Origin of the sequence: Acinetobacter sp. A3 (assembly GCF_012371415.1) — a bacterium.
Taxonomy (GTDB): Bacteria; Pseudomonadota; Gammaproteobacteria; order Pseudomonadales; family Moraxellaceae; genus Acinetobacter.
Genome location: NZ_JAAZQW010000007.1, coordinates 43,199 through 64,218 on the forward strand (window position 1 = coordinate 43,199; position 21,020 = coordinate 64,218).

Annotated in this window: 18 protein-coding genes and 3 pseudogenes; 9 read left to right on the top strand and 12 right to left on the bottom strand. The window is 40.3% G+C overall.

What is annotated here, in order from left to right; translation table 11 throughout:
- The first annotated feature begins 70 nt into the window (after nt 1–70).
- Nucleotides 71–2,721 (top strand): annotated as a pseudogene (locus tag HHA42_RS04100) (M66 family metalloprotease).
- A gap of 196 nt (nt 2,722–2,917) precedes the next feature.
- Here HHA42_RS04100 and rpsT read toward each other — a convergent pair.
- Nucleotides 2,918–3,187: a 30S ribosomal protein S20 gene (rpsT, locus tag HHA42_RS04105; protein ID WP_004976669.1), complete on the bottom strand. Its 270-nt coding sequence runs from the start codon at nt 3,185–3,187 to the stop codon at nt 2,918–2,920.
- A 215-nt stretch (nt 3,188–3,402) separates the two neighbouring features.
- On the opposite strand from rpsT, the gene HHA42_RS04110 reads away from it, so the two are divergent.
- From HHA42_RS04110 to HHA42_RS04140, 7 genes are all read left to right on the top strand, one after another.
- Nucleotides 3,403–4,068, top strand: coding sequence for an NAD(P)H-binding protein (locus HHA42_RS04110; RefSeq protein ID WP_168525486.1), 666 nt, complete (start codon nt 3,403–3,405; stop codon nt 4,066–4,068).
- A 12-nt stretch (nt 4,069–4,080) separates the two neighbouring features.
- On the top strand, nt 4,081–4,593 hold the full coding sequence (gene rraA / locus HHA42_RS04115; RefSeq protein WP_168419375.1) for a ribonuclease E activity regulator RraA: 513 nt from the start codon (nt 4,081–4,083) through the stop codon (nt 4,591–4,593).
- A gap of 49 nt (nt 4,594–4,642) precedes the next feature.
- Nucleotides 4,643–5,422 (top strand): glutathione S-transferase N-terminal domain-containing protein, encoded by a 780-nt coding sequence (locus tag HHA42_RS04120; RefSeq protein WP_168525488.1) that lies wholly within the window; start codon nt 4,643–4,645, stop codon nt 5,420–5,422.
- A 228-nt stretch (nt 5,423–5,650) separates the two neighbouring features.
- Nucleotides 5,651–6,010: a hypothetical protein gene (locus tag HHA42_RS04125; protein WP_168419377.1), complete on the top strand. Its 360-nt coding sequence runs from the start codon at nt 5,651–5,653 to the stop codon at nt 6,008–6,010.
- Nucleotides 6,011–6,193: 183 nt separating this feature from the next.
- The gene (mfd, locus tag HHA42_RS04130; RefSeq protein WP_168419378.1) at nt 6,194–9,655 is read left to right on the top strand and encodes a transcription-repair coupling factor; all 3,462 of its coding nucleotides are present in this window, start codon (nt 6,194–6,196) and stop codon (nt 9,653–9,655) included.
- A 210-nt stretch (nt 9,656–9,865) separates the two neighbouring features.
- Nucleotides 9,866–10,300 carry an HIT family protein gene (locus HHA42_RS04135; RefSeq protein WP_004976660.1) on the top strand — a complete coding sequence of 145 codons (435 nt, stop codon included), beginning with the start codon at nt 9,866–9,868 and terminating at the stop codon, nt 10,298–10,300.
- A 68-nt stretch (nt 10,301–10,368) separates the two neighbouring features.
- The gene (locus tag HHA42_RS04140; protein WP_168419379.1) at nt 10,369–11,838 is read left to right on the top strand and encodes an adenylate/guanylate cyclase domain-containing protein; all 1,470 of its coding nucleotides are present in this window, start codon (nt 10,369–10,371) and stop codon (nt 11,836–11,838) included.
- Between the two features lie 141 nt (nt 11,839–11,979).
- Here HHA42_RS04140 and HHA42_RS04145 read toward each other — a convergent pair whose 3' ends face one another.
- From HHA42_RS04145 to HHA42_RS04195, 11 genes and pseudogenes are all read right to left on the bottom strand, one after another.
- Nucleotides 11,980–12,360, bottom strand: a complete 381-nt coding sequence (locus HHA42_RS04145; RefSeq protein ID WP_168525490.1) for an OmpA family protein — start codon at nt 12,358–12,360, stop codon at nt 11,980–11,982.
- Nucleotides 12,361–12,720: 360 nt separating this feature from the next.
- A pseudogene (locus tag HHA42_RS04150) lies at nt 12,721–13,795 on the bottom strand (IS3 family transposase).
- Nucleotides 13,796–13,867: 72 nt separating this feature from the next.
- A pseudogene (locus HHA42_RS04155) lies at nt 13,868–13,963 on the bottom strand (helix-turn-helix domain-containing protein); the annotation flags it as partial.
- A gap of 185 nt (nt 13,964–14,148) precedes the next feature.
- Nucleotides 14,149–14,487, bottom strand: a complete 339-nt coding sequence (gene fdx, locus HHA42_RS04160; protein ID WP_168419041.1) for an ISC system 2Fe-2S type ferredoxin — start codon at nt 14,485–14,487, stop codon at nt 14,149–14,151.
- 15 nt (nt 14,488–14,502) lie between these two features.
- A complete protein-coding gene (gene hscA, locus HHA42_RS04165) occupies nt 14,503–16,362 on the bottom strand; it encodes a Fe-S protein assembly chaperone HscA (RefSeq protein ID WP_168525492.1) in 1,860 nt (619 codons plus the stop codon).
- Between the two features lie 42 nt (nt 16,363–16,404).
- Nucleotides 16,405–16,920: a Fe-S protein assembly co-chaperone HscB gene (gene hscB, locus HHA42_RS04170; protein ID WP_168419043.1), complete on the bottom strand. Its 516-nt coding sequence runs from the start codon at nt 16,918–16,920 to the stop codon at nt 16,405–16,407.
- Between the two features lie 101 nt (nt 16,921–17,021).
- Nucleotides 17,022–17,342 (bottom strand): iron-sulfur cluster assembly protein IscA, encoded by a 321-nt coding sequence (gene iscA, locus HHA42_RS04175; RefSeq protein WP_168419044.1) that lies wholly within the window; start codon nt 17,340–17,342, stop codon nt 17,022–17,024.
- 36 nt (nt 17,343–17,378) lie between these two features.
- Nucleotides 17,379–17,765 carry a Fe-S cluster assembly scaffold IscU gene (iscU, locus tag HHA42_RS04180; RefSeq protein ID WP_168419045.1) on the bottom strand — a complete coding sequence of 129 codons (387 nt, stop codon included), beginning with the start codon at nt 17,763–17,765 and terminating at the stop codon, nt 17,379–17,381.
- Nucleotides 17,766–17,870: 105 nt separating this feature from the next.
- The gene (locus tag HHA42_RS04185; RefSeq protein WP_168525494.1) at nt 17,871–19,088 is read right to left on the bottom strand and encodes an IscS subfamily cysteine desulfurase; all 1,218 of its coding nucleotides are present in this window, start codon (nt 19,086–19,088) and stop codon (nt 17,871–17,873) included.
- A 1-nt stretch (nt 19,089) separates the two neighbouring features.
- Nucleotides 19,090–19,563, bottom strand: coding sequence for an Rrf2 family transcriptional regulator (locus HHA42_RS04190; RefSeq protein WP_004976645.1), 474 nt, complete (start codon nt 19,561–19,563; stop codon nt 19,090–19,092).
- A gap of 123 nt (nt 19,564–19,686) precedes the next feature.
- Nucleotides 19,687–20,334, bottom strand: a complete 648-nt coding sequence (locus HHA42_RS04195) for a hypothetical protein (protein WP_168419047.1) — start codon at nt 20,332–20,334, stop codon at nt 19,687–19,689.
- A 195-nt stretch (nt 20,335–20,529) separates the two neighbouring features.
- Between HHA42_RS04195 and HHA42_RS04200 the strand changes: the two genes are divergently transcribed.
- The gene (locus HHA42_RS04200; RefSeq protein ID WP_168419048.1) at nt 20,530–21,006 is read left to right on the top strand and encodes a phasin family protein; all 477 of its coding nucleotides are present in this window, start codon (nt 20,530–20,532) and stop codon (nt 21,004–21,006) included.
- Nucleotides 21,007–21,020 lie beyond the last annotated feature (14 nt).

Sequence of the window (21,020 nt, forward strand, 5' to 3'; positions counted from 1 at the left end):
TAAGCCATTGAATAATATGTGTTTATTGTTTTGTTTTTAGTCAATAATTGACATTGGGGTAAAAAAATTAATGAAAAATGTGACTCGGTTTTCGCTTAGTCTATTAAGTGTATGTGTATTATCATCTATGCTTGCAGCATGTGGCGGCGGCGGTGGCGGTGGGGATGAGGCGACTAATTCAAATCATGCCAATCCATATCCTGAACCCAAGCAAGATGTGATTAATCAGTCTGCACTCGGTTTTTTTGATTACAACGCTAATTCTGAATCACGTGAAGTGCGTAATGATTTAGAAGGTGATTTACAGGCGATGATTCAATTCGCGCAAGGGCATGTGGTCGATCCGAATGGCAACGAAGCAAAAAAATGCCGCGTTTGACCTCAGAAAAAGAAGCATTGTTATTGGTCACGCCAAATCAGGGTATGGAGAATATCAGCGCCTTACAAGTTGAAGTCTATCAAAATGAACGCTTGTTACGTCGTATTGCATTGGCTGATCCAGCTCAGTTACCTGCTTCAGATCAGAGCAATCAGGATGGTCGTGCAGAGGTGCTATACAGTAAACGTGCATGGTCAGCTAAATTAAACTGGGATGAAATACGCCCTGGTTTGAAATTACGTTTGGTGGATTCTAAGCAGCGTAGCGGAACTTTGCCAGCAGAAAAAATTGATTTTGCCGCACCGGGTGAGTTGGTGCTGAATAATATTCGTATTGGTTTATTAACTGCACCACCAAAATCTGGTGGGCATTATATGTTGCTTGAACCAGAAAAAGCGGGCACCGATTATTTTCAGACCATTCCTGCCGCACAAATGACTGTAGCGAAATATGATGATATTCAATTAGATCGGGTGATGGTGGAAAATGGTACCATTTACGATACGCAAAGTGCGGGTGAAGGAGGTGTCTACTCGGGGGATATGCGGGAAAATACTGCAAAATCGACCTTTAGTGTGGGCATTAACCTTGCGAATTGGGGGGTGACCAGTGCCTCCATGTTGAGCCATCAACAACCCCAACTGACACAAACAGTCATTACTCACCATGCGCGTGGTAAATACAGCAATGGTGATCAAAGTCATGGCTTAAGTGGGGGTAATGGTATGCTCACACTCTATGATTCGGTGGGGAATGAGTTTAGCCATGAAATTGGGCATCATTATGGTTTAGGGCATTATCCTGGCTCTCAAGGCGAGAACATGTTTTGGGCTGCGCACCATGCCGACAGTGGGTGGGGCTATATTAGCTATCGTAATAAAATGCGCGGAAATTTAGCATGGCATTCTCGAAATTTGGGTGATGGAAAAAATGGTGTTCCAAACTTCTTAAAACAATATGCTTATGGTTGGGATGCCATGTCTGGCGGTGCAACCAATAGTAGTATTTCCCGTTATACCCACTACACTGGTTATAGTACGCATATCCGAATTCAGCCACATTTTGGCGCACGTCACGTGTGGGATCAAAGTTCGCCAAGTGGTTATAAATTGTGGAATAAAGACACGCGCCAAATGGAAGTGGTGTATCCTAAAGTGCCAAACTCAAGTGAGGTTTGGTATAACAGTGCTGATGGTTATTATTTAAAACCACGCTTGTTTGGTGTGCCTGTCATTACAATTATTGGTGGCTATGACCCTGAAACTCAGCAAGGGGTGTTATATCCTGCTGCGCGTAGTAACTGGGGGAATGTCTATAACTTACCTGCTGCACAACGTGGTTTGGAAAATTCCGCATGTTGGTTAGATGTTAAATACGCCAATCGGAACCAAAACGTGGCTTTGTCTCCTAATCGTATGCGAGGCAATGCCAACAAGTTACACGTGAATTTAGCCCTGAATGAGCAGCCGCAACAAGTACAGTTGTACTGTAAAAAAGCCAATGAAACTGAAAAACTATTATCTACGCTGAATATTCCACAATATACCGACAGCATAAAACCTGCAGTGAAAATTGGGCGTGAGAACGGTTATGATGCACTGAGAAAAATTGAATTACCTGAGTTTCAGGCACAGTTGGAGGCTCAAGCCAATCAACCCGTTGTCGCTTTAAAACCTGCAGCACAGCTGTTATATGATTCTTATGCAGCTCACCGTCAGGAATTAAGTTCTATTGCACAGCAACAGTTACAGCGTTACGAGCAGCAACAAAATGTCATCTACCGATTAAACCGTTGGATGAATGTTTACCGTGCTGACTTAGAAAAAGCAAAACCAGAAGCCACAAGGGCTTTGAGCAGTTTTGTCACGCAACTTGGTTTAGATAATGAAGATGTAGTGGCTGAAACCACACTCATGAAAAATCGAAATAACTGTTTGAAAGTTGAAACATTGGCAAGTGGTCAGAAAAATGCCTATATCAGTGGTGCAAGTGCTTGTACGGGTGATGAAACTGAACAATGGATATATGATGGTTTAGGGCGTATTCATAGCAAAGCTGAGATGGATCAATGTTTGACCAATAACGGCAATGTGGTGTCATTGGCAAGTTGTAGTACCTCTAAAGACAGCCAAGTATGGGAAATGCACACTGCTTCGGGGACGATTCGTCAGGGCAGCCAATGTTTTGACTTAGAACATGGCTATTTAAAAGAAAATCGTGCACGTTTAATTCGCTACGGTTGTACGGGCGGAGCTAACCAGCAATGGACACAATTAAAAGCCAACAACAGCTTGCAACTGGCGTATTTAAGTCCACAAAATTTAAGGCTAATGCTGAAGTAAATTGTTGCTAGACGTTAAATAATCATCTTGCATTCCAAACACCTTTTGACTTGTTCAGGAGGTGTTTTTTATTTTGAGGATATAATTGCTTAGCGGTATGTACAAAGCTTTTATTGTCCGAGCGGGTGTTAAAGATTAGATATGCCAAATAACAGACACAAAAAAAGCCCTAACGGGCTTCTTTTGCTGATAACACTTAGTTAGAAGCTAAAGCTTTAACTTGAGCGTTTAAACGGCTCTTATGACGAGCTGCTTTGTTCTTATGGATGATGCCTTTATCAGCCATACGGTCAATTACTGGAACAGCTTTTTTGTAAGCTTCAGTAGCAACCGCGTAATCACCAGCAGCAATAGCAGCGATTGTGCGTTTTAAATAAGTACGAACCATAGAACGTAAGCTTGCGTTGTGTTTACGTGCTTTAACGTTTTGACGAGCACGTTTTCTAGCTTGAGCAGAGTTTGCCACTCGTGCACTCCTTGAAATAGATTGGTCTGGGCGGGCTGCAATTACTTCCGAAAACCAACATCAGAAGAATTATCACCAGCCCGTAAACAAGTGCCATATTTTGATGAAACTAGGCAGTTAAGTCAAGTCTTGACATGCTTTGACAACATATTAGATGCAGAAAAATCAGAAAGAAACAGGTAGATTAAGGCTAAGCCTCAGAGATTGTTTAAAAAATGACAAATTTTATTCAAAATGCAATTGTAATTGGTGCAAATGGTTTGGTTGGGCAGCACTTGGTTAAACAGCTTAATCTGCTTCCTGAATGTGAAAAAATTACCGTAGTTTTACGTAAGCCTTGTGCAGCATTAGAAAGCTTAGAAAAAGTCCAAAGTCTGATACTAGAAGATTTTTTGTTGCTCAATGATGAAGACGTGAGTGGCTATAGCCATGCATTTAGTTGTTTAGGCACCACCTTAAAAAAGGCGGGTTCTCAACAAGCATTTTATGCGGTGGATTACAGTATGAATGTACATTTCGCAGAATTACTACAGGCAAAAGGTACGCATTATCTCTTGGTCAGTGCTTTAGGTGCCGATGCCAACTCTAAATTGTTTTATAACCGCGTAAAAGGCGAATTAGAACAATATATTGAAATGCTAGATTTAGATAAAGTCTCAATTTTGCGTCCATCTTTATTGTTGGGGGAGCGTCACGAACAGCGCCGTTTAGAAGGACTAGGTCAAAAGCTATATCATAAAATATCGCATTTTATCCCGCAGCATTTTCAATATAAGCCAGTGACAGCCAAGCAAGTGGCTCATACTATGGTCGAGGCAGCGCAATCACAAATTCATAAATACCAAATCTATGATAATTTACAAATACAAAAAACCAAGTAAAAGGGGAAAGACGTGTCTACAGTACCATTTGTGACCTGTGACTTATTAGATGACCATCCTGACCACAACCTTCAAGTGGTGATTCCATCTTTAGATGGCAAATTTTTCAAAAGTTACGGTGCTCGAAAAACCTTTGGCGGACAAGTTGTCACAGTAAAATGTTTTGAAGATAACTCACGTGTGAAAGAGTTACTTGCTACAGATGGCACGGGTAAAGTGTTGGTGGTAGATGGTGGTGCATCTATGCGCTGCGCATTAATGGGGGACTTGATTGCAGAATCTGCAGTAAAAAATCACTGGAATGGTGTGATCATTTACGGCTGTGTACGTGATGTCGATGCAATTGCAGCACTTGATCTAGGCGTACATGCTTTAGCTTCAATTCCACAAAAAAGTAACCGTAAAGGTGTAGGTGAAGTCGATGTGGCTTTGCATTTTGGACAAGTGACTTTTAATTCGGGCGATTACGTCTATGCCGATAACAACGGTATTATTGTGGCAAAGGAAAAACTGGTAGAGCTATAAGCCACTTGCTTAAGTGATTGACAGTTTTGCATATAAAAAGGAAAACAAAATGGTGCATCATCAAATTAAAGTGATACAGGCTTTGGCATCCATGCTGACTGAAGGTGGGCGTGGTGTGAACGGTACTGCTTTTCCTAAGCAACCTGAAAAAGCTTTAAAGTTATATGAGTTTGAGGGTTCACCATTTTGCCGTCGTGTGCGAGAAGTCATGACCTTATTAAATTTAGATTATGAGGTCTATCCATGTCCCAAAGGCGGTACAAAATATCGACCTTTGGTGAAAGAATTGGGTGGTAAAACTCAATTTCCATTTTTAATAGATGAAAATACTGGTGATCAACTTTATGAGTCTGAGCAGATCATCCAGCATTTATTCAAACATTATGGTAAAAAAGGCACAACACCGAAAAAATATGCGCATTACCCAAAAATTCCTTATGTGGCTTTAGCGGGTACGTTGCTGAATGGCGCACGTGGTGTTTGGGTGAATCAAAAGATTACTCAGCGTGCTGCACCTAAGCAATTACTTGAATTATGGGGTTTTGAAAGTAGTCCTTATACGCGAATTGTACGAGGTGTACTTACAGAGCTTGAATTGCCTTATAAGTTCCATAATGTCGCTAAAGAGCGTTGGCAAGATCAGGGTTTGGCAAAACTACGCTTAAAACCCGGTAAATATGTACCTTTGGCGGGTGGTAAGCGAGAACAAGTTTTAAAGGTCATGGGGAATAATATTCAAGTCCCATTTTTAATCGATCCAAATACACAAACACGCTTGTTTGAGTCTGCAAAAATAGTGAAATATTTGCAGAAAACTTACGGCAAATAAGTTGTAAAAACTTTTAATGGATTGAAAAGCATCTTCAGGATGCTTTTTGCATTTTTAGGGTGGGAAATAATAGCGTTGAAAATAAAAGTCTATTACAAATAGCCTAAGCACAGTCATTCTTTGCTAAATACAGTGAACGCCTATAAAACTCGATCAGTTGCATCCAGTTCAGTGTAGCCTTTAAACTGTGCAGCACTTTGCTAGATTCATCCCATCCGAAGGTTCAATATGCTCAATAAGCTGACAGGTTTATTTAAAAATAAAGCGCAAGCAGAAGAAGAGGCTTATCTTGAAGCACATCAAATACAATGGGATGCTGAGCAGGGGTATATTGTAGAAGGGATTGTTTTAAACAAAATTTTGGCAGAACGATTAAATTATTTGTCAAACCGCCGTATGCAGCAGTTTGATGATTTAGCACAGCTGTATTCTACAGCCATGATTATCAATGAAAAAATTGATCTTGAAATTGCACAGCAGCGGTTTAATGAAATGGTGGGCAATACAGAAGAAAATTTGCTTGAATTTAAGGTAATTGTTAAAAAATTGAATGATTATTATCGACAGTTCTTACGTGATAAAAAGTAAGGTCTGCATAGCACAAAATTAGTGAATACAATTTTAAAGTCATTCCCAGATATAAAACCTAACTCAAAATCGCGTGCCAGTACGAGAAAGATACAGGCTTTAGGATTAATAAAAATTACGCAAATCCGTCAATTCATCGTGCTAGTATAAGCCCCATGTTGTTTAGATCCTATAGCTATATACATGTTCCAACACGAAATTTCTCAACTCAACTTAGCGCAACTTAAAGCGGGTGAAAAACGCTGGATTGGCAATCTACAAGGTTCTGCTGCGGCATTATTGTTTAAAGAAATTGGTCAGCAGAGTCGGCATTTATTTGTCATTGTGGCGCGGAATCAACAACACTTGGCGCAGTTGGAAAGTGAATTAGAGTTTTATGGGGTTAAACCGACCATTTTCCCAGATTGGGAAATTTTACCGTATGACCGTCTATCACCTCATCAAGACATTGTCTCAGAGCGTTTGGCAATTTTGTCCAATATGCCACAGCAAGGTGTGTTACTGGTATCTGCAACGACTTTGGCGCAGCGTGTTGCACCAACTACGTGGGTACTCGGTGAGCATTTTGATATCCGTGTTGGGCAAAAATTTGCTTTAGAACAACAAAAACAGCGTTTGGTACAAGCAGGCTATCATTTGGTTGATACAGTCTATGATCACGGCGAGTTTGCCGTACGTGGCAGTATTATGGATATTTATGCTTCGGGACAGGAAGCCCCCATTCGTATTGACTTATTTGATGATGAAGTTGAAACCTTAAAGTTTTTTGATCCAGAAACGCAGCGTACCACGCAAAGTCTGAAAAACTTTACAGTTTTACCCGCGAAAGAGTTTCCGTTAAAAGAAGGTCGTGCAGTTTTCCGTGACCGATATGCAGAGAGTTTTCCAACAGCCAACCCAAAAAAGAACCCAGTGTATCAGGATGTGTTGGAAGGTATCGCATCACCAGGTTTAGAGTTTTATTTCCCGCTATTTTTCACTAATGAACAGCTTGAAGGTCAAAACACACTGCTTTCGTACTTACCTAAGCATTGCATTGTCATTACAGATAAGGCTGTGGATGAAGGACTGACTCAATTTTGGAAAGATGTATTGTATCGTTATGAAGACCGACGTCATAACATCGACCAGCCAATTTTGCCACCTGAACAATTATTTCTACAACCGAACCAATTATTAGAACAGCTGAATCAGTTTGGACGAGTGATTGCATCTCCCGAAGCTTTTGAGCAAAAAGTAGGTGTAGTGAATCTTAATACCTTAACACCACCACGTTTAGCTGTAGATCCAAAACAAGAAAAACCCTTTCATGCAGTGAAGCAATATATTGATGCTGCTAATCATCCTGTCTTATTGGTAGCAGAAAGTGCAGGCCGTCGAGAAACTTTAAAAGATGCGTTACGAGCCGCTTTGGGTGAAATTCCACAAGTCGACAGTTTTGAGGCCTTTCAGCAGTCATTACAAGCCATTGCAATCACCAATGCACCATTAGATCGTGGTTTAGTCATTCAAGATAAACTCAGTGTTATTTCAGAAAATCAGCTTTATGAGCATCGGGTAGTACAACGCCGTCGTAAACGCCAGCAGGAAGTTTCTGAAGAGTTTTTAATTCGCAGTTTGACCGAATTAAGCATTGGTGCACCTGTGGTACATATTGATTATGGTGTGGGGCGCTATGCAGGTTTAATCACTTTAAGCATCGATGAACAAGAGCATGAATTTTTGCAGCTCGATTATGCAGATGCAGCTAAAGTGTATGTGCCTGTGACCAATTTACACCTAATTAGCCGCTATAGTGGTGGTGATCCAGACCTTGCACCTTTGCATAAGTTGGGTACAGATGCGTGGAATAAAGCCAAGCGCAAAGCTTTGGAGCAAATTCATGATGTGGCGGCTGAATTGCTGCATATTCAGGCACGTCGCCAATCTAAACCTGGCTTTGCTTTTGAGTTAGATCATAGCTTGTATATGCAATTTGCTAGCGGCTTTGCCTATGAAGAAACCCTAGATCAAGCCAATGCCATTGAAGCGACCTTGCACGACATGCAATTGGCGAAACCTATGGATCGTTTGGTGTGTGGTGATGTCGGTTTTGGTAAAACTGAAGTGGCGATGCGTGCTGCATTTGTAGCAGTACAGAACAATAAACAAGTGGCTGTACTGGTTCCAACGACTTTGTTGGCACAACAGCACTATGAATCATTTAAAGATCGTTTTGCCGATTGGCCAGTACGTATAGAAGTCTTATCACGGTTTGGTTCGAGCAAATCACATCAAAAAACCATTGAAGATTTAGCCGAAGGCAAAGTCGATATTGTGATTGGCACGCATAAAATTCTGCAAGAAAATATTCAGTTCAAGCAATTAGGCTTAATGATTGTCGATGAAGAACACCGTTTTGGTGTGCGTGATAAAGAACGGATTAAAGCGCTGCGTGCTGATGTAGATATGCTGACGCTTACTGCGACACCTATTCCGCGTACCTTAAATATGGCATTTAGTGGTATGCGTGATTTGTCGATTATTGCAACGCCACCAGCTCGCCGTTTAGCAGTCAAAACCTTTGTGCAGGAACATACGGGCGATACCGTAAAAGAAGCTATTTTACGTGAGTTATTACGCGGTGGTCAGGTGTACTTCCTGCACAATGAAGTAGAAACTATAGAGCGTAGTGCACAAACGATTCGTGAGTTAGTGCCCGAAGCACGGGTGGCTGTGGCGCATGGACAGATGCGAGAGCGTGAACTAGAACAGGTCATGCAGCAGTTTTATCATAAAGAATACAATGTTTTGGTATGCTCAACCATTATTGAAACAGGGATTGATGTTCCAAATGCCAACACCATTTTAATTGAACGTGCCGACAAACTTGGATTGGCACAGCTGCATCAGTTACGTGGACGTGTTGGGCGCTCACATCACCAAGCCTATGCTTATTTACTTGTGCCGTCTATCAAGGGCTTAAAAGGTGATGCTGAAAAACGCCTAGATGCAATTCAACGTGCATCAACCTTGGGCGCAGGTTTTATGCTTGCGACAGAAGATTTAGAAATTCGTGGTGCAGGTGAGCTCTTAGGTGAGCAACAAAGTGGTTCAATGCAAGCCATTGGCTATAGCTTGTATATGGAAATGTTGGAAAAAGCCACCAAAGCCATTCAAAAAGGTAAGACTCCGAACTTTGATGCACCGTTGTCATTGACTGCTGAAATTAACCTACACATGCCTGCGTTAATTCCTGATGATTATTTGGGTGACGTACATCAACGCTTATTGTTCTATAAGCGTATTAGTAATACCGATACCCAAGACAAACTCGATCATATTCGTATGGAGTTAATAGACCGTTTTGGTATTCCACCACAAGCAGTGAAGCAATTGTTTGCAGTGCATCAACTACGTTTAAAAGCAGAACAGTTGGGTATTACCAAAATAGATATTGGCAGTAATGGTGGTCATATCGAATTTTCACCAGACACGCCAGTGCAAGCCATCAGCATCATTCAAATGATGCAAAAACATCCGACTTATTTCCGTATGGATGGCGGGCAGCGTTTAAAAGTCATGGTGATGTTGGAAGAGCCTGAAAAGCGGATTCAGTTTATCGCTGACATGCTGAACAGCTTGTTAAAAACCTTGCACAACTGAGTTTAAAACCTGCAATTGAAACACGAAGTTTAAACACAAGTTTATGAAAACTTTATCTAGAAGCTTATGATTCTATGATGAAAATTTTTCATGATAATATTGTGATTAAATTATGTTTTATTTGTACTGAAACACGATGGGAATCATACTCAGTTCAATAGGGATGTGATAGTATTACCCATCATTACAATTTGCGTCATTTATAAAGATATGTTTAGTTTGCATCCACAACTTGCTCAAGATACTTTTTTTGTAGGCGACTTTCCTCTGTCAACATGTCGTTTAATGAATGATATGCAATTCCCTTGGTTAATTCTAATTCCACGTGTGCCAGGGGTTACAGAACTATATGAATTAAGTCAGGCAGACCAAGAACAATTTTTACGTGAATCGAGCTGGTTATCTAGCCAGTTATCACGTGTATTCCGTGCCGATAAAATGAATGTTGCTGCATTGGGTAATATGGTTCCACAATTGCATTTTCATCATGTTGTGCGTTATCAAAATGACGTGGCATGGCCTAAACCTGTTTGGGGTACACCAGCAGTTCCTTATAGCAATGAAGTGTTAGCGCACATGCGTCAAACTTTAATGCTTGCGCTACGTGGTCAAGGGGATATGCCTTTTGACTGGAGAATGGATTAATTCTAAACACGGGTGCCACGCAGGAAGCGTGGCATTTTAATCCTAAATCGGAGTAGGTTGCGGCGTTCATGTATAATTGGATGGAAAAAGATCCCAAACAATTCGAATTCCTGCATCGTTTAGTCGGGTATGCGAGTTTATCCCTGATTATGGTGGTATACCACTACACCTATGCCGATACCAATTACCAAATCTATCTTCCTATTTTTCTTATTTTTCTTTTATTAATTATTCCTAAACTCTCACGCTGGATTCAATACAAACGAAATCATCAAGCTAAGCGTAACTTATTATTTATTATTGATATTGTTGTCGTAGCTACCTGTCTTTCTGCAGTACATTTAAACTTGGTTCTGACTTTTGTGGCGTTGTTTGCGCTGTTATACACTGCAATTTATATTAAAGTTTCCTTCTTTTTAGTGGCCTTAGCGTCTTTACTTGCTGTTAGCGTTTTTTATCTTTGTAATATTTTTATTTTTGGTTTTCATGAGTACTTTGAACAAAGTAGTACCGAACTGACCATTTTATCTTTTCTGTGCATGATTTTTTATTTTGGTATGGGCAGTGCATATCAAGCGCAGCGAATTCGTTTCACGATGGCAAAAAAAGACCATTATTATAGCCAAATGAACCGTTATATGGAGTTTGCCAATCAGTTAAGCCGTTATGCACCATTGCAGCTTTGGCAATCTATTATGAAAGGGGAATCTGAAGCAAAAATTGAATATAAACGTAAGAAAATGACGATTTTCTTTTCAGATATTCAGGGTTTCACAGAGCTTTCTGAAACCTTAATTCCAGACGATTTAGCATTTTTACTCAATGATTATTTGAGTCACATGACTGAAATTGCCAAGCAATATGAAGCGACGGTAGATAAGTTCATGGGTGATGCGATTTTAATTTTCTTTGGAGACCCGAATACTCAAGGCGTAGAACAAGACGCAAAAACTTGTGTGGAAATGGCAATTGCCATGCGTCAGCAAATGAAATTATTGCGCGAGCGCTGGGTTAAAATGGGGTATCCACCGTTGCATATTCGTATGGGCATTAGTACGGGTTATTGCCACGTAGGGAATTATGGCGCAGCACATCGTATGGCCTATACCATTGTAGGGCGTGATGCCAACTTAGCTGCACGTTTGCAAAGTGCAGCAGAGGTGGATGAAATTTTATTATCAGATGACACTTATAAATTAATTAAAGATGATTATTTGTGTGCGCCTAAAGCGCCGATCTTTTTAAAAGGAATTCAGGGGCCAGTCAGAACATGGCAGGTGATGGAAAAATATGCCGCCAGTAAGTCTGATTATCAGCGTTGGTTTGACTACGAATACAAAGGTTTTCATTTATTGCTGAACTTAGATGAAGTGCAAAACTTTGAGTATCCTGAACTGATTACGGTACTGGAAAAAATGATCAAGCGTATTCAAACCCAGCAACATCTGACCAACTCTCAAGGCATCGTGAAACTGAATCTTGAAGATGAAGTGATTGAAACCACACCAGAACCGAGCCAACCAGAACAATATCATTAGCACTAAAATAAAACAGCAGTTCTGCATCAGGAAATTATTAAACAAGCGTTTAACATAGGCCAATTCCATCCAGTCTGAGTTGAATGAAATTAGCACTTAGTTAAAATATTGTTATTGCCTGTGAGTAACTAACTCCGAAAGCTATTGAATTTTCACTAATTCTACACGTCTATTCAAGGCTTTGCCTTCATCCGTTGTGTTGTCAGCAATGGGTTGTGACGCACCGAAACCTCGTGGCTGTAAACGATCTGCCTGAATATCTGCTTGTATGAGCGCATTTTTAACAGCTTCAGCTCTTGATTCAGAAAGTTTTAAATTGTGCTGCGCTAGACCTGTATTATCTGTATGCCCATCAATAGATAATTTTAATTGTGGATCCTGTTGCAGTAGTTTCACTATTTCATGAATAGCTGTTTGGCTAGATGCTTCAATTTTGGCGCTATCTACAGCAAAATTAATATGCACAATTGCTTTGCCTGTTTCAGCAATAGATTGAGCTAATTCATCCGATTGTGGTTGCATGTTCAGTTGCACTTTTTGCATTTTTGCTTCAAATGGTTTGAGTTCCATAACCACAATTTTAGGTGAGTTTAGGCTAAGCTGGGCAATTACAGCTTGTTCTGCATTGTTTTTAAACCCGTATGTATATGTTTTTTGGCCAATATTCAGCTCTATATTAGAGTCGGTGTAAGCTATTTTTTCTGTTAGCTGAAAAGGAATTTCAGTATCATTTAATTTTTACGCACCTATGGTTTGCATATTTTGTTCAAAACTTTTAATTAAAATGAGTTCTGAAATATTGTTTGAAGTTTTAGATAATGGAACTTTATAGAGTTTTCCTTCGGTAATCCTCCCATAAATAACCGAAGTTAAAAGTAGAGGTTAAGCAGCCATTAGAGGTGGCCTTCCTTTGTTTGCTTGGTGTGGTCTTTCATAGTTGTAATGCCACAGCCAACTCGTTGCATAATCTTGTACTTCTTCCAGTGTGTCAAATAGATGCTTGCTTAGCCAGCTATAACGTATAGTCCGATTATAACGTTCAATATACGCATTCTGCTGTGGCTTACCTGGTTGAATATATTCAATACGAATACCTTGTTCAGTTGCCCAGCGTACAAATTCATGACTGATAAACTCCGGGCCATTGTCACACCGAATAACTAACGGCTTTTCTCGCCACTCCAGCAACTGATTCAACGTACGAATAACTCGGATTGTAGGTAATGAGAATCCTGCTTCAATCGCTAAGCCTTCTCGACGGTAGTCATCAATCACATTTAATAATCGGAACTTTCGACCATCGATCAGCTGATCATGCATAAAATCTAATGACCAGACCTGATTTTCTCGGATTGGTTCTTTCAATGGTTCAGGCGCGTGCCGTTTTAGTCTTCTTCTCGGTTTAATACGCAGATTCAGTGCCAACTCACAGTAAATGCGGTAAACCCGCTTGTGATTCCAGCAGCAACTCTCAACATGCCGTAAATACGAGAAGCACAAACCAAAGCCCCAATCGGAATTTTCCTCAGTGAGTTCAATGAGCTGTTCAGCAATGAGTGCATTGTCATCGCTGAGTTTGGCTTGATAGCGGTAGCAGGTTTCACTAATGCCAAATGCTTTACAAGCCAAACGAATACTAATGGCATGCTGGGCAACTGCCTGTTGTGCCATCTTACGCCGGCAAGATGGCTTTACCACTTTTTTGCCATCGCTTCCTGGATGATTTCGGCCTTTAATCGCTCTTCAGCATACATTTTTTTAGTCTGGTATTTTCTGCTTCCAGCTCTTTCAGTCGAGCCATCAATGAGGTATCCATACCGCCATATTTGGCACGCCATTTACAAAACGTGGCATTACTCATGCCATGTTCACGACAAAGGGTCGCTACAGGTGTGCCAGACTTCGCCTGTTTTAAAATGGACATGATCTGGCTGTCAGTAAATTTAGATGTTTTCATGCAGAATCTCCTGCTCGTATCTTAAGAGAAAATTCTACTTTTAGATCCTTTTATTTTTAGGGGGGATTACCTATTTCTGGACACCCCCAGTTCACGAGTAATGGCTTTAATAGATTTACCTTGCTGATGAAGTATTTGGATTGTCACTGCTTGCTCCAAAGTTAACATGTTGAGCAGTCCAAAATGACCGCTATATTAACCAAGGGGGTCAGTTTTTAAATGCCATTAGGGGGTCATTTTTACACTGCCGCTAACAGCAGCATATTGGCAGAATACTCAAGTTATCATTTTGTTATTCGCAAAATAAAAAAGACTGCCGAGGCAGCCTTTTAAGTTCTTTATAACAAAAAGAATTAGTGATTTTCAGAAGCATGGTTAATCGTGTATTTTGGAATCTCAACTTCTAAATCTTCATCCACAACTTTAACTTGGCAAGACAGACGAGAGTCAGGCTCCAAGCCCCAAGCACGGTCTAGTAAGTCAGCTTCTACATCATCCATTTCTTCTAGGCTGTCAAAACCTTTACGTACAACAACGTGGCAGGTAGTACATGCACAAGACATATCACAGGCATGTTCAATTTTAATGCCATTTTTTAAAAGGCTTTCGCATAAATTTGCATTTTGTTCGACTTCAAACTCAGCACCTTCTGGGCAGAATTGCGCATGTGGAAGTACTTTAATACGTGGCATAATCTTTACCTTAAATTAGTTTGAGTTTGACCAGTCGTCAAGTTTGGTACCTTTGAGTGCCGCATCAATATGCTGATTCATACGAAGCGCTGCAAAGGCGTCACTGTGTATTTTAAGCTGTTCAACGGCATGTTCAATGGCTTTAATATCTTGTCCTACCAATTCAGCATCTAATTGTGCTTTTGCTGCATTTAATGCTTCAAGCTGTGTGGAGCTAAGTAATTGTGCATCAACTTTTAAAGCTTGTTGTAAGGCTTCAAGTTCGCGTTGTGCTTCAACTTTAGTTTCGTGTAAATGACGCAATTGTTTGTCTTCTTCGGCATATTTAAAGCCATCAAGTAGCAAACGCTCGGTATCTGCTTCAGACAAGCCATAAGAAGGTTTGATATCAATATTTGCGCTGACACCAGAGGTCGTTTCTTTGGCAGACACACTGAGCAAGCCGTCGGCATCGACTTGGAAAGTAACTTCGATACGTGCCTGACCTGCGGTCATTGGTGGAATACCATGTAAGACAAAACGGCCTAAGCTGCGGCAATGTTCCACCAAATCACGTTCGCCTTGTACGACATGAATCAACATTGCTGTTTGACCATCTTGATAGGTCGTAAATTCTTGACGACGTGCTACTGGAATGGCGGTATTACGTGAAATAAGACGCTCGACCAAACCGCCCATGGTTTCTAAACCTAAAGACAGTGGGGTAACATCCAATAATAAAGAACCATCTTTACTGTTGCCAATTAACTGATTAGCCGTAATAGATGCGCCAATTGCAACCACTTCATCTGGGTTAATGGTGCATAATGGTTCTTGATTAAAGACTTCTTGGACTGCTTTTTGTACAGCATAAGAGCGTGTTGAGCCGCCAACCAAAACCACGTTTTGAATGTCATCTAAGTCAAGTTTGGCATCACGCATAACACGTTTGCATACACTAATGGTTTTATCCAATGCAACCTGAATAATGCTTTCAAAAGTTGCACGGTCTAAGTGTAGGGTATGCTCTAAAAGTTTTAATTCAACACTTTCTGCTTGGCTAAGCGCTTCTTTGGCTTTGCGGGCAGACACAATAAAATGCGCATGCTCTGCATCATTTAAGTGTTCAAGTTGAAGCTGTTTTTTTGCCCATTTTACAATTAAGCGATCTAAGTCATCACCACCCAAAGCAGTATGACCGCCAGTGGCTAAAACTTCAAAGACACCTTGTGAAAAACGCAAAATAGAAACGTCGAAAGTACCACCACCTAAGTCATAAATAACATAGTTACGGTCTTGTTCTAAATTGGTTTCCTGATCTAAGCCGTATGCAACTGCAGCAGCAGTAGGTTCGTTTAATAAGCGTAAAACTTTTAAGCCTGCGAGTTCTGCCGCATCACGGGTAGCTTGACGTTGTGCTTCATCAAAATAAGCAGGAACAGTAATTACTGCACCATTGATTGGATTCTGCAAGCTTACTTCAGCACGGTCTTTGAGCTGTTTAAGCAGTTCTGCGGAAATTTCAACAGGCGTTTTACGACCTTGTGCTGTTTCAAAAGCAGGCATTTGAGTGTCTTCACCCACCAAAGTGTAGGGGTGTTGAAACTTGATGTCTGCTTTAGAGCGCCCCATAAAGCGCTTAACAGAAACAATGGTATTTTTAGGATCTGTAGTAATAAACGGCGCAGCATCGTTACCATATTGGCTGCTTTGTTCTGCATAATGGACAATTGAAGGCAGTAGTACACGACCTTGTTCATCCTGTAGCACTTTGGCTTTACCAGAAAGTATGGTGGCAACCAATGAGTGGGTGGTGCCTAAGTCAATACCAATCGCGATACGATGTTCATGCGGTGCACTTGATTGACCTGGTTCTGCAATTTGCAAGAGCGCCATTATGTAAAATCCTTTGCCCGTTAAATATTTAAATACACTAAATTAAAAATCATCATCTAAATCAAAGCTATCGTCATCTAAGAAACGATCTTCAGCTTTGTCTATATCTGCCATGACTTTAATGAAAAAACGTAACTTGCGGACTGTGTCTCGTGCTTCAGCCCAATCTTCTTCGGCATAGTCAATTTTAAACTCACGTACCAAACCATCAATCCATTGCTGAACTTCAACTTTGAGGGACTGCAGGTCTTCGGCAGCACTTGCATCATCCAGTTGCTCTCGAATTTCTAGAGCATCCTGTAAAAATTCAAAATCATGAATAGATTGATCTAAGTGATAATCCTGTTTTTTCAGTGACAGCAGATAAGCTGCACGACTGTCAATTGCAGAGAGTTGTTTAAAGGCTTGATTAATTTCACTAGATTTAATCAGGGCTTGATCTTTGTCTTCAGCTTTGTCTGGGTGATATTGTTGCTGCAGCTTTAAAAATTCAGCTTTTAAAGTAGCGAAATCAATATCGAGTGCGACGGGAAGATTGAACAACTCAAAATGATTCATGGGAGATGGAATCCGCAATTAGTGTGCAAAAATGACTGCATAAATGCAATTAAAACAGTGCATTGTACACTGTTTTAAGTCATAAAAGAGGGAGGTGCTGGTTATACAGTGAAAGATTCACCACAGCCACATTCGCCTTTTTTATTGGGGTTGTTGAACTCAAAACCTTCGTTTAAGCCGTTTTTAACGTAGTCCATTTCCATACCATCTAGATACACTAGACTTTTAGGATCTACGAAAACTTTAACGCCAAACTGTTCGAACATTTGGTCATGTGCATCTACTTCATCTACAAATTCGAGCACATAAGCCAAACCAGAACAGCCTGAAGTTTTCACGCCAACGCGAATACCTTCACCCTTACCGCGATTTTTTAAATAATTGCTGATATGAGTTGCAGCATTTTCAGTTAAATTGATCATGAAAACTCCGTTTATCTTTTCACAAAACCCAGCAAATTAAGCTTTAGTTTTTTTGCTGCGATAGTCTTCAACAGCAGCTTTGATTGCATCTTCTGCCAACACAGAGCAGTGTACTTTTACTGGTGGAAGGGCTAACTCATTGGCAATATCAATGTTTTTGATGGCTTGAGCTTCATCTAAAGTTTTACCTTTAAGCCACTCAGTTACCAACGAACTTGATGCAATTGCAGAACCGCAACCATAAGTTTTGAAACGTGCTTCTTCAATCACGCCTTCATCGTTAACTTGAATTTGTAGACGCATTACATCGCCACATGCAGGTGCGCCCACCATACCTGTACCAACATTTTCAGCATTTTTGTCTAAAACGCCAACATTACGAGGGTTTTCGTAATGATCAATTACTTTATCGCTATAAGCCATGTCGCTTCTCCAAACCTCGGGGTCAGCCTTAATATGAATATGGGGGTAAAATTACCTTTATCAATCTAATGGCTTCCTAACAAAGCCATTAGATTTAGGGATGAATTAGTGCTCAGTCCATTCCACTTTAGAAAGGTCAATGCCTTCTTTGTACATATCCCAAAGTGGTGAAAGTTCACGTAACTTTTCAACAGCAGCTTTAGTGACTTCAAGTACATGATCAATATCTTCTTCAGTGGTGTATTTACCAAAGCTGAAGCGGATTGAGCTATGTGCAAGTTCGTCTGAAAGACCTAAAGCACGCAATACATAAGATGGTTCTAAAGTTGCAGATGTACATGCAGAACCAGAAGATACTGCAGCATCTTTCAGTGACATCATTAAAGATTCACCTTCAACAAAGTTGAAGCTGATATTTAAGTAGTTTGCTACGTTCTGAGTTGGGTGGCCGTTCAGGAACACTTGTTCCATTGAGTTTAAGCCATTCCAAAGCTTGTCACGCAATACACGTAAACGTGCTTGTTCAGAAGCTAAGTTTTGACCAGCAAGCTCAAACGCTTCGCCCATACCTACAATTTGGTGTGTTGCAAGTGTGCCTGAACGCATACCACGTTCGTGACCTCCACCATGCATTTGTGCTTTTAAACGAACACGTGGGCTGCGGCGAACGAAAAGTGCACCAATACCTTTAGGACCATAGATTTTGTGTGCAGAGAAGCTCATCAAATCTACTTTTAAAGTAGATAAATCAATTTCAACTTTACCAGCGGCCTGTGCAGCATCAACGTGGAAGAAGATTTTCTTAGCACGTGTGATTTCGCCAATTGCAGCGACATCGGTAATGGTGCCAATTTCGTTATTCACCATCATCAAAGATACTAAAATCGTATCTGGACGAATTGCCGCTTCAACCATTTCAGGAGTAATTAAACCTGTTTGTGGTTGTGGCTCTAAGTAGGTGATTTCAAAACCTTCAGATTCAAGCTCACGACAAGTATCTAAAATGGCTTTATGCTCAATTTTAGAGGTAATGATGTGTTTGCCTTTAGAAGCGTAGAATTGTGCTACACCTTTAAGCGCAAGGTTGTCAGATTCGGTTGCACCTGAAGTCCACACGATTTCACGAGGGTCTGCTTTGATCAAGTTAGCAACTTGTTCACGTGCATGTTCAACTTTTTCTTCTGCTTGCCAGCCATAAGCGTGTGAGCGAGAAGCGGCATTACCGAAAGTCCCATCAAAAGTCAGGCACTCCATCATGCGTTCTGCAACTTGCGGATCTACAGGAGTGGTTGCTGCGTAGTCAAGATAAATAGGACGTTTCATGTCAAATACCTGTAACCGATAAAAGAGCTGAATCAAACGGAGCTGTATTTTGGCGGATGGCAACGGTTTGTACGTTGTCACGGGCTACTAAGTCAGCAAGTGAGATTTTAGCGAGATAGTCGGCGATGTGATGGGAGAGTTCTTGCCATAAGTCATGAGTTAAGCACATTGCACCATTTTGGCAGTTCCCTTTATGGTCGCAGCGAGTAGCATCAACTGTTTCATTTACGGCTTCAATAATTTCTAGCACAGTAATTTCATTTGCACTACGTGCTAAATGGTAACCACCGTTAGCACCGCGAACACTAGACACTAAGCCGTGGCGCTTAAGTTTTGCGAATAACTGCTCAAGATAAGCAACAGAAATAGTTTGACGGGCTGCAATTTCAGCAAGCGTGATCGTTTGTTCAGTTGGCTGCAAAGCTAAATCAAGTAGAGCAGTCACTGCGTAGCGACCGCGAGTTGTTAAGCGCATGATTCGATACACATGATTAGACTAGATGTGTGTATTCTATGAATCCCGACTAAATTAGTCAAGTATTTTATTGTTATCTTGTAGCGGAGGTTTAGGGCTGTTTTTATTGATGTTTTAGTGTTCTTAATTCAGCCATAAATTATACACTAATAACGTAATTAATAGTACTGTTATTATGCTAAAGGCGATATTGATACGTTTTTGACGTCGCTCAATACGACGAATACGGTTTTTATGTTGTTTCAGCTCAACTTGTAAGGTGTTAATTTTAGAGCGCTGCTCATCAATTTTGTCTAAAAGTGGGGCAATACGTTTTTTAGAGCTAACCACTTCTTGCCCTTGAGGTGCTTCTTTTAACCACTGTTTCCAGTCGGCCAAAACTTTAGGCGCACTAAAATGCAAAATCAGATCACGAAATTCATCTTTTAGAGTGATGTCGCCATCTATACGCATGTGTTTGATGCTACGACGGTTGCCTAAAATGAAGATTTTAAATAAATCCATTAAAGTGGTGCGTACATCTAAATCAATAGCTTGATCAGGCGCTTTACTGTCAAACAAAATGCCATGTGGGCTAAATTGCACATATATGTCAAAATAAGGAATGTAGCTATTAATTTTTATAGTAATTTTTTGATCTACAAATTTTTTAGCTTGCAATGCGACAACGCGATCGTGCTTTAAAATAAAGCTAAAAATGGTTTCAAGCACAATCATAACCATGGTGAGCAACAAATGCGGATTACTTTGTCTTTGTTGCGAGTCACTCATAAAACCAAGTCCCTTAATTTAAAAGTTGAATTCCTTAATTTGTGTTTTTTGATCAAAAATATCGGAAAACACATGCAATAATCTTGCTTTGTAGAACAGTTTAGCAAAACGATCAAGTATTTAATTTGCTATTATTGGCGTATTTTGTAGGTTTATTATATTCATTTGCGCATAAAATAAGCGGGAGATGTGTCCATGGAAAATGCAACACAAACGCCAGAAGAACATACTTCTGAATCTGAAAATACATTGAAAAATAAAGATAAAATACGTGCAGGTCGTAAATCTTCACTCGATTTTCGTAAATATACCAAGCAAATTTGGTTAGCAGGTTTAGGTGCTTTTTCACGCGCTGAAGAGGAAGGCAATAAATTGTTTGACTCTCTGGTCAAGGTGGGGGAAGAGCTGGAATCTAAAACCACTGAAATTGCTGACCAAACTGTTGAAAAGGTTTCAGAAAAAGCCAAGGAATCGGTGATAGACACCAAAGACAAGGTCGAGCGTCTGATTGACCATAGCGTAAATCATTCTTTAAATAGAATTGGCTTAGTAACAGCAAAAGATCTTCAACATTTAGAGCATTTAGTATTACAATTACATGCCAAAGTTGATGCCTTGATTGAAGAAAATAAACAATTAAAAGAAGATGTTGCAAAAAGTAAACGTGTCTAGCCTAGATTTAGAAA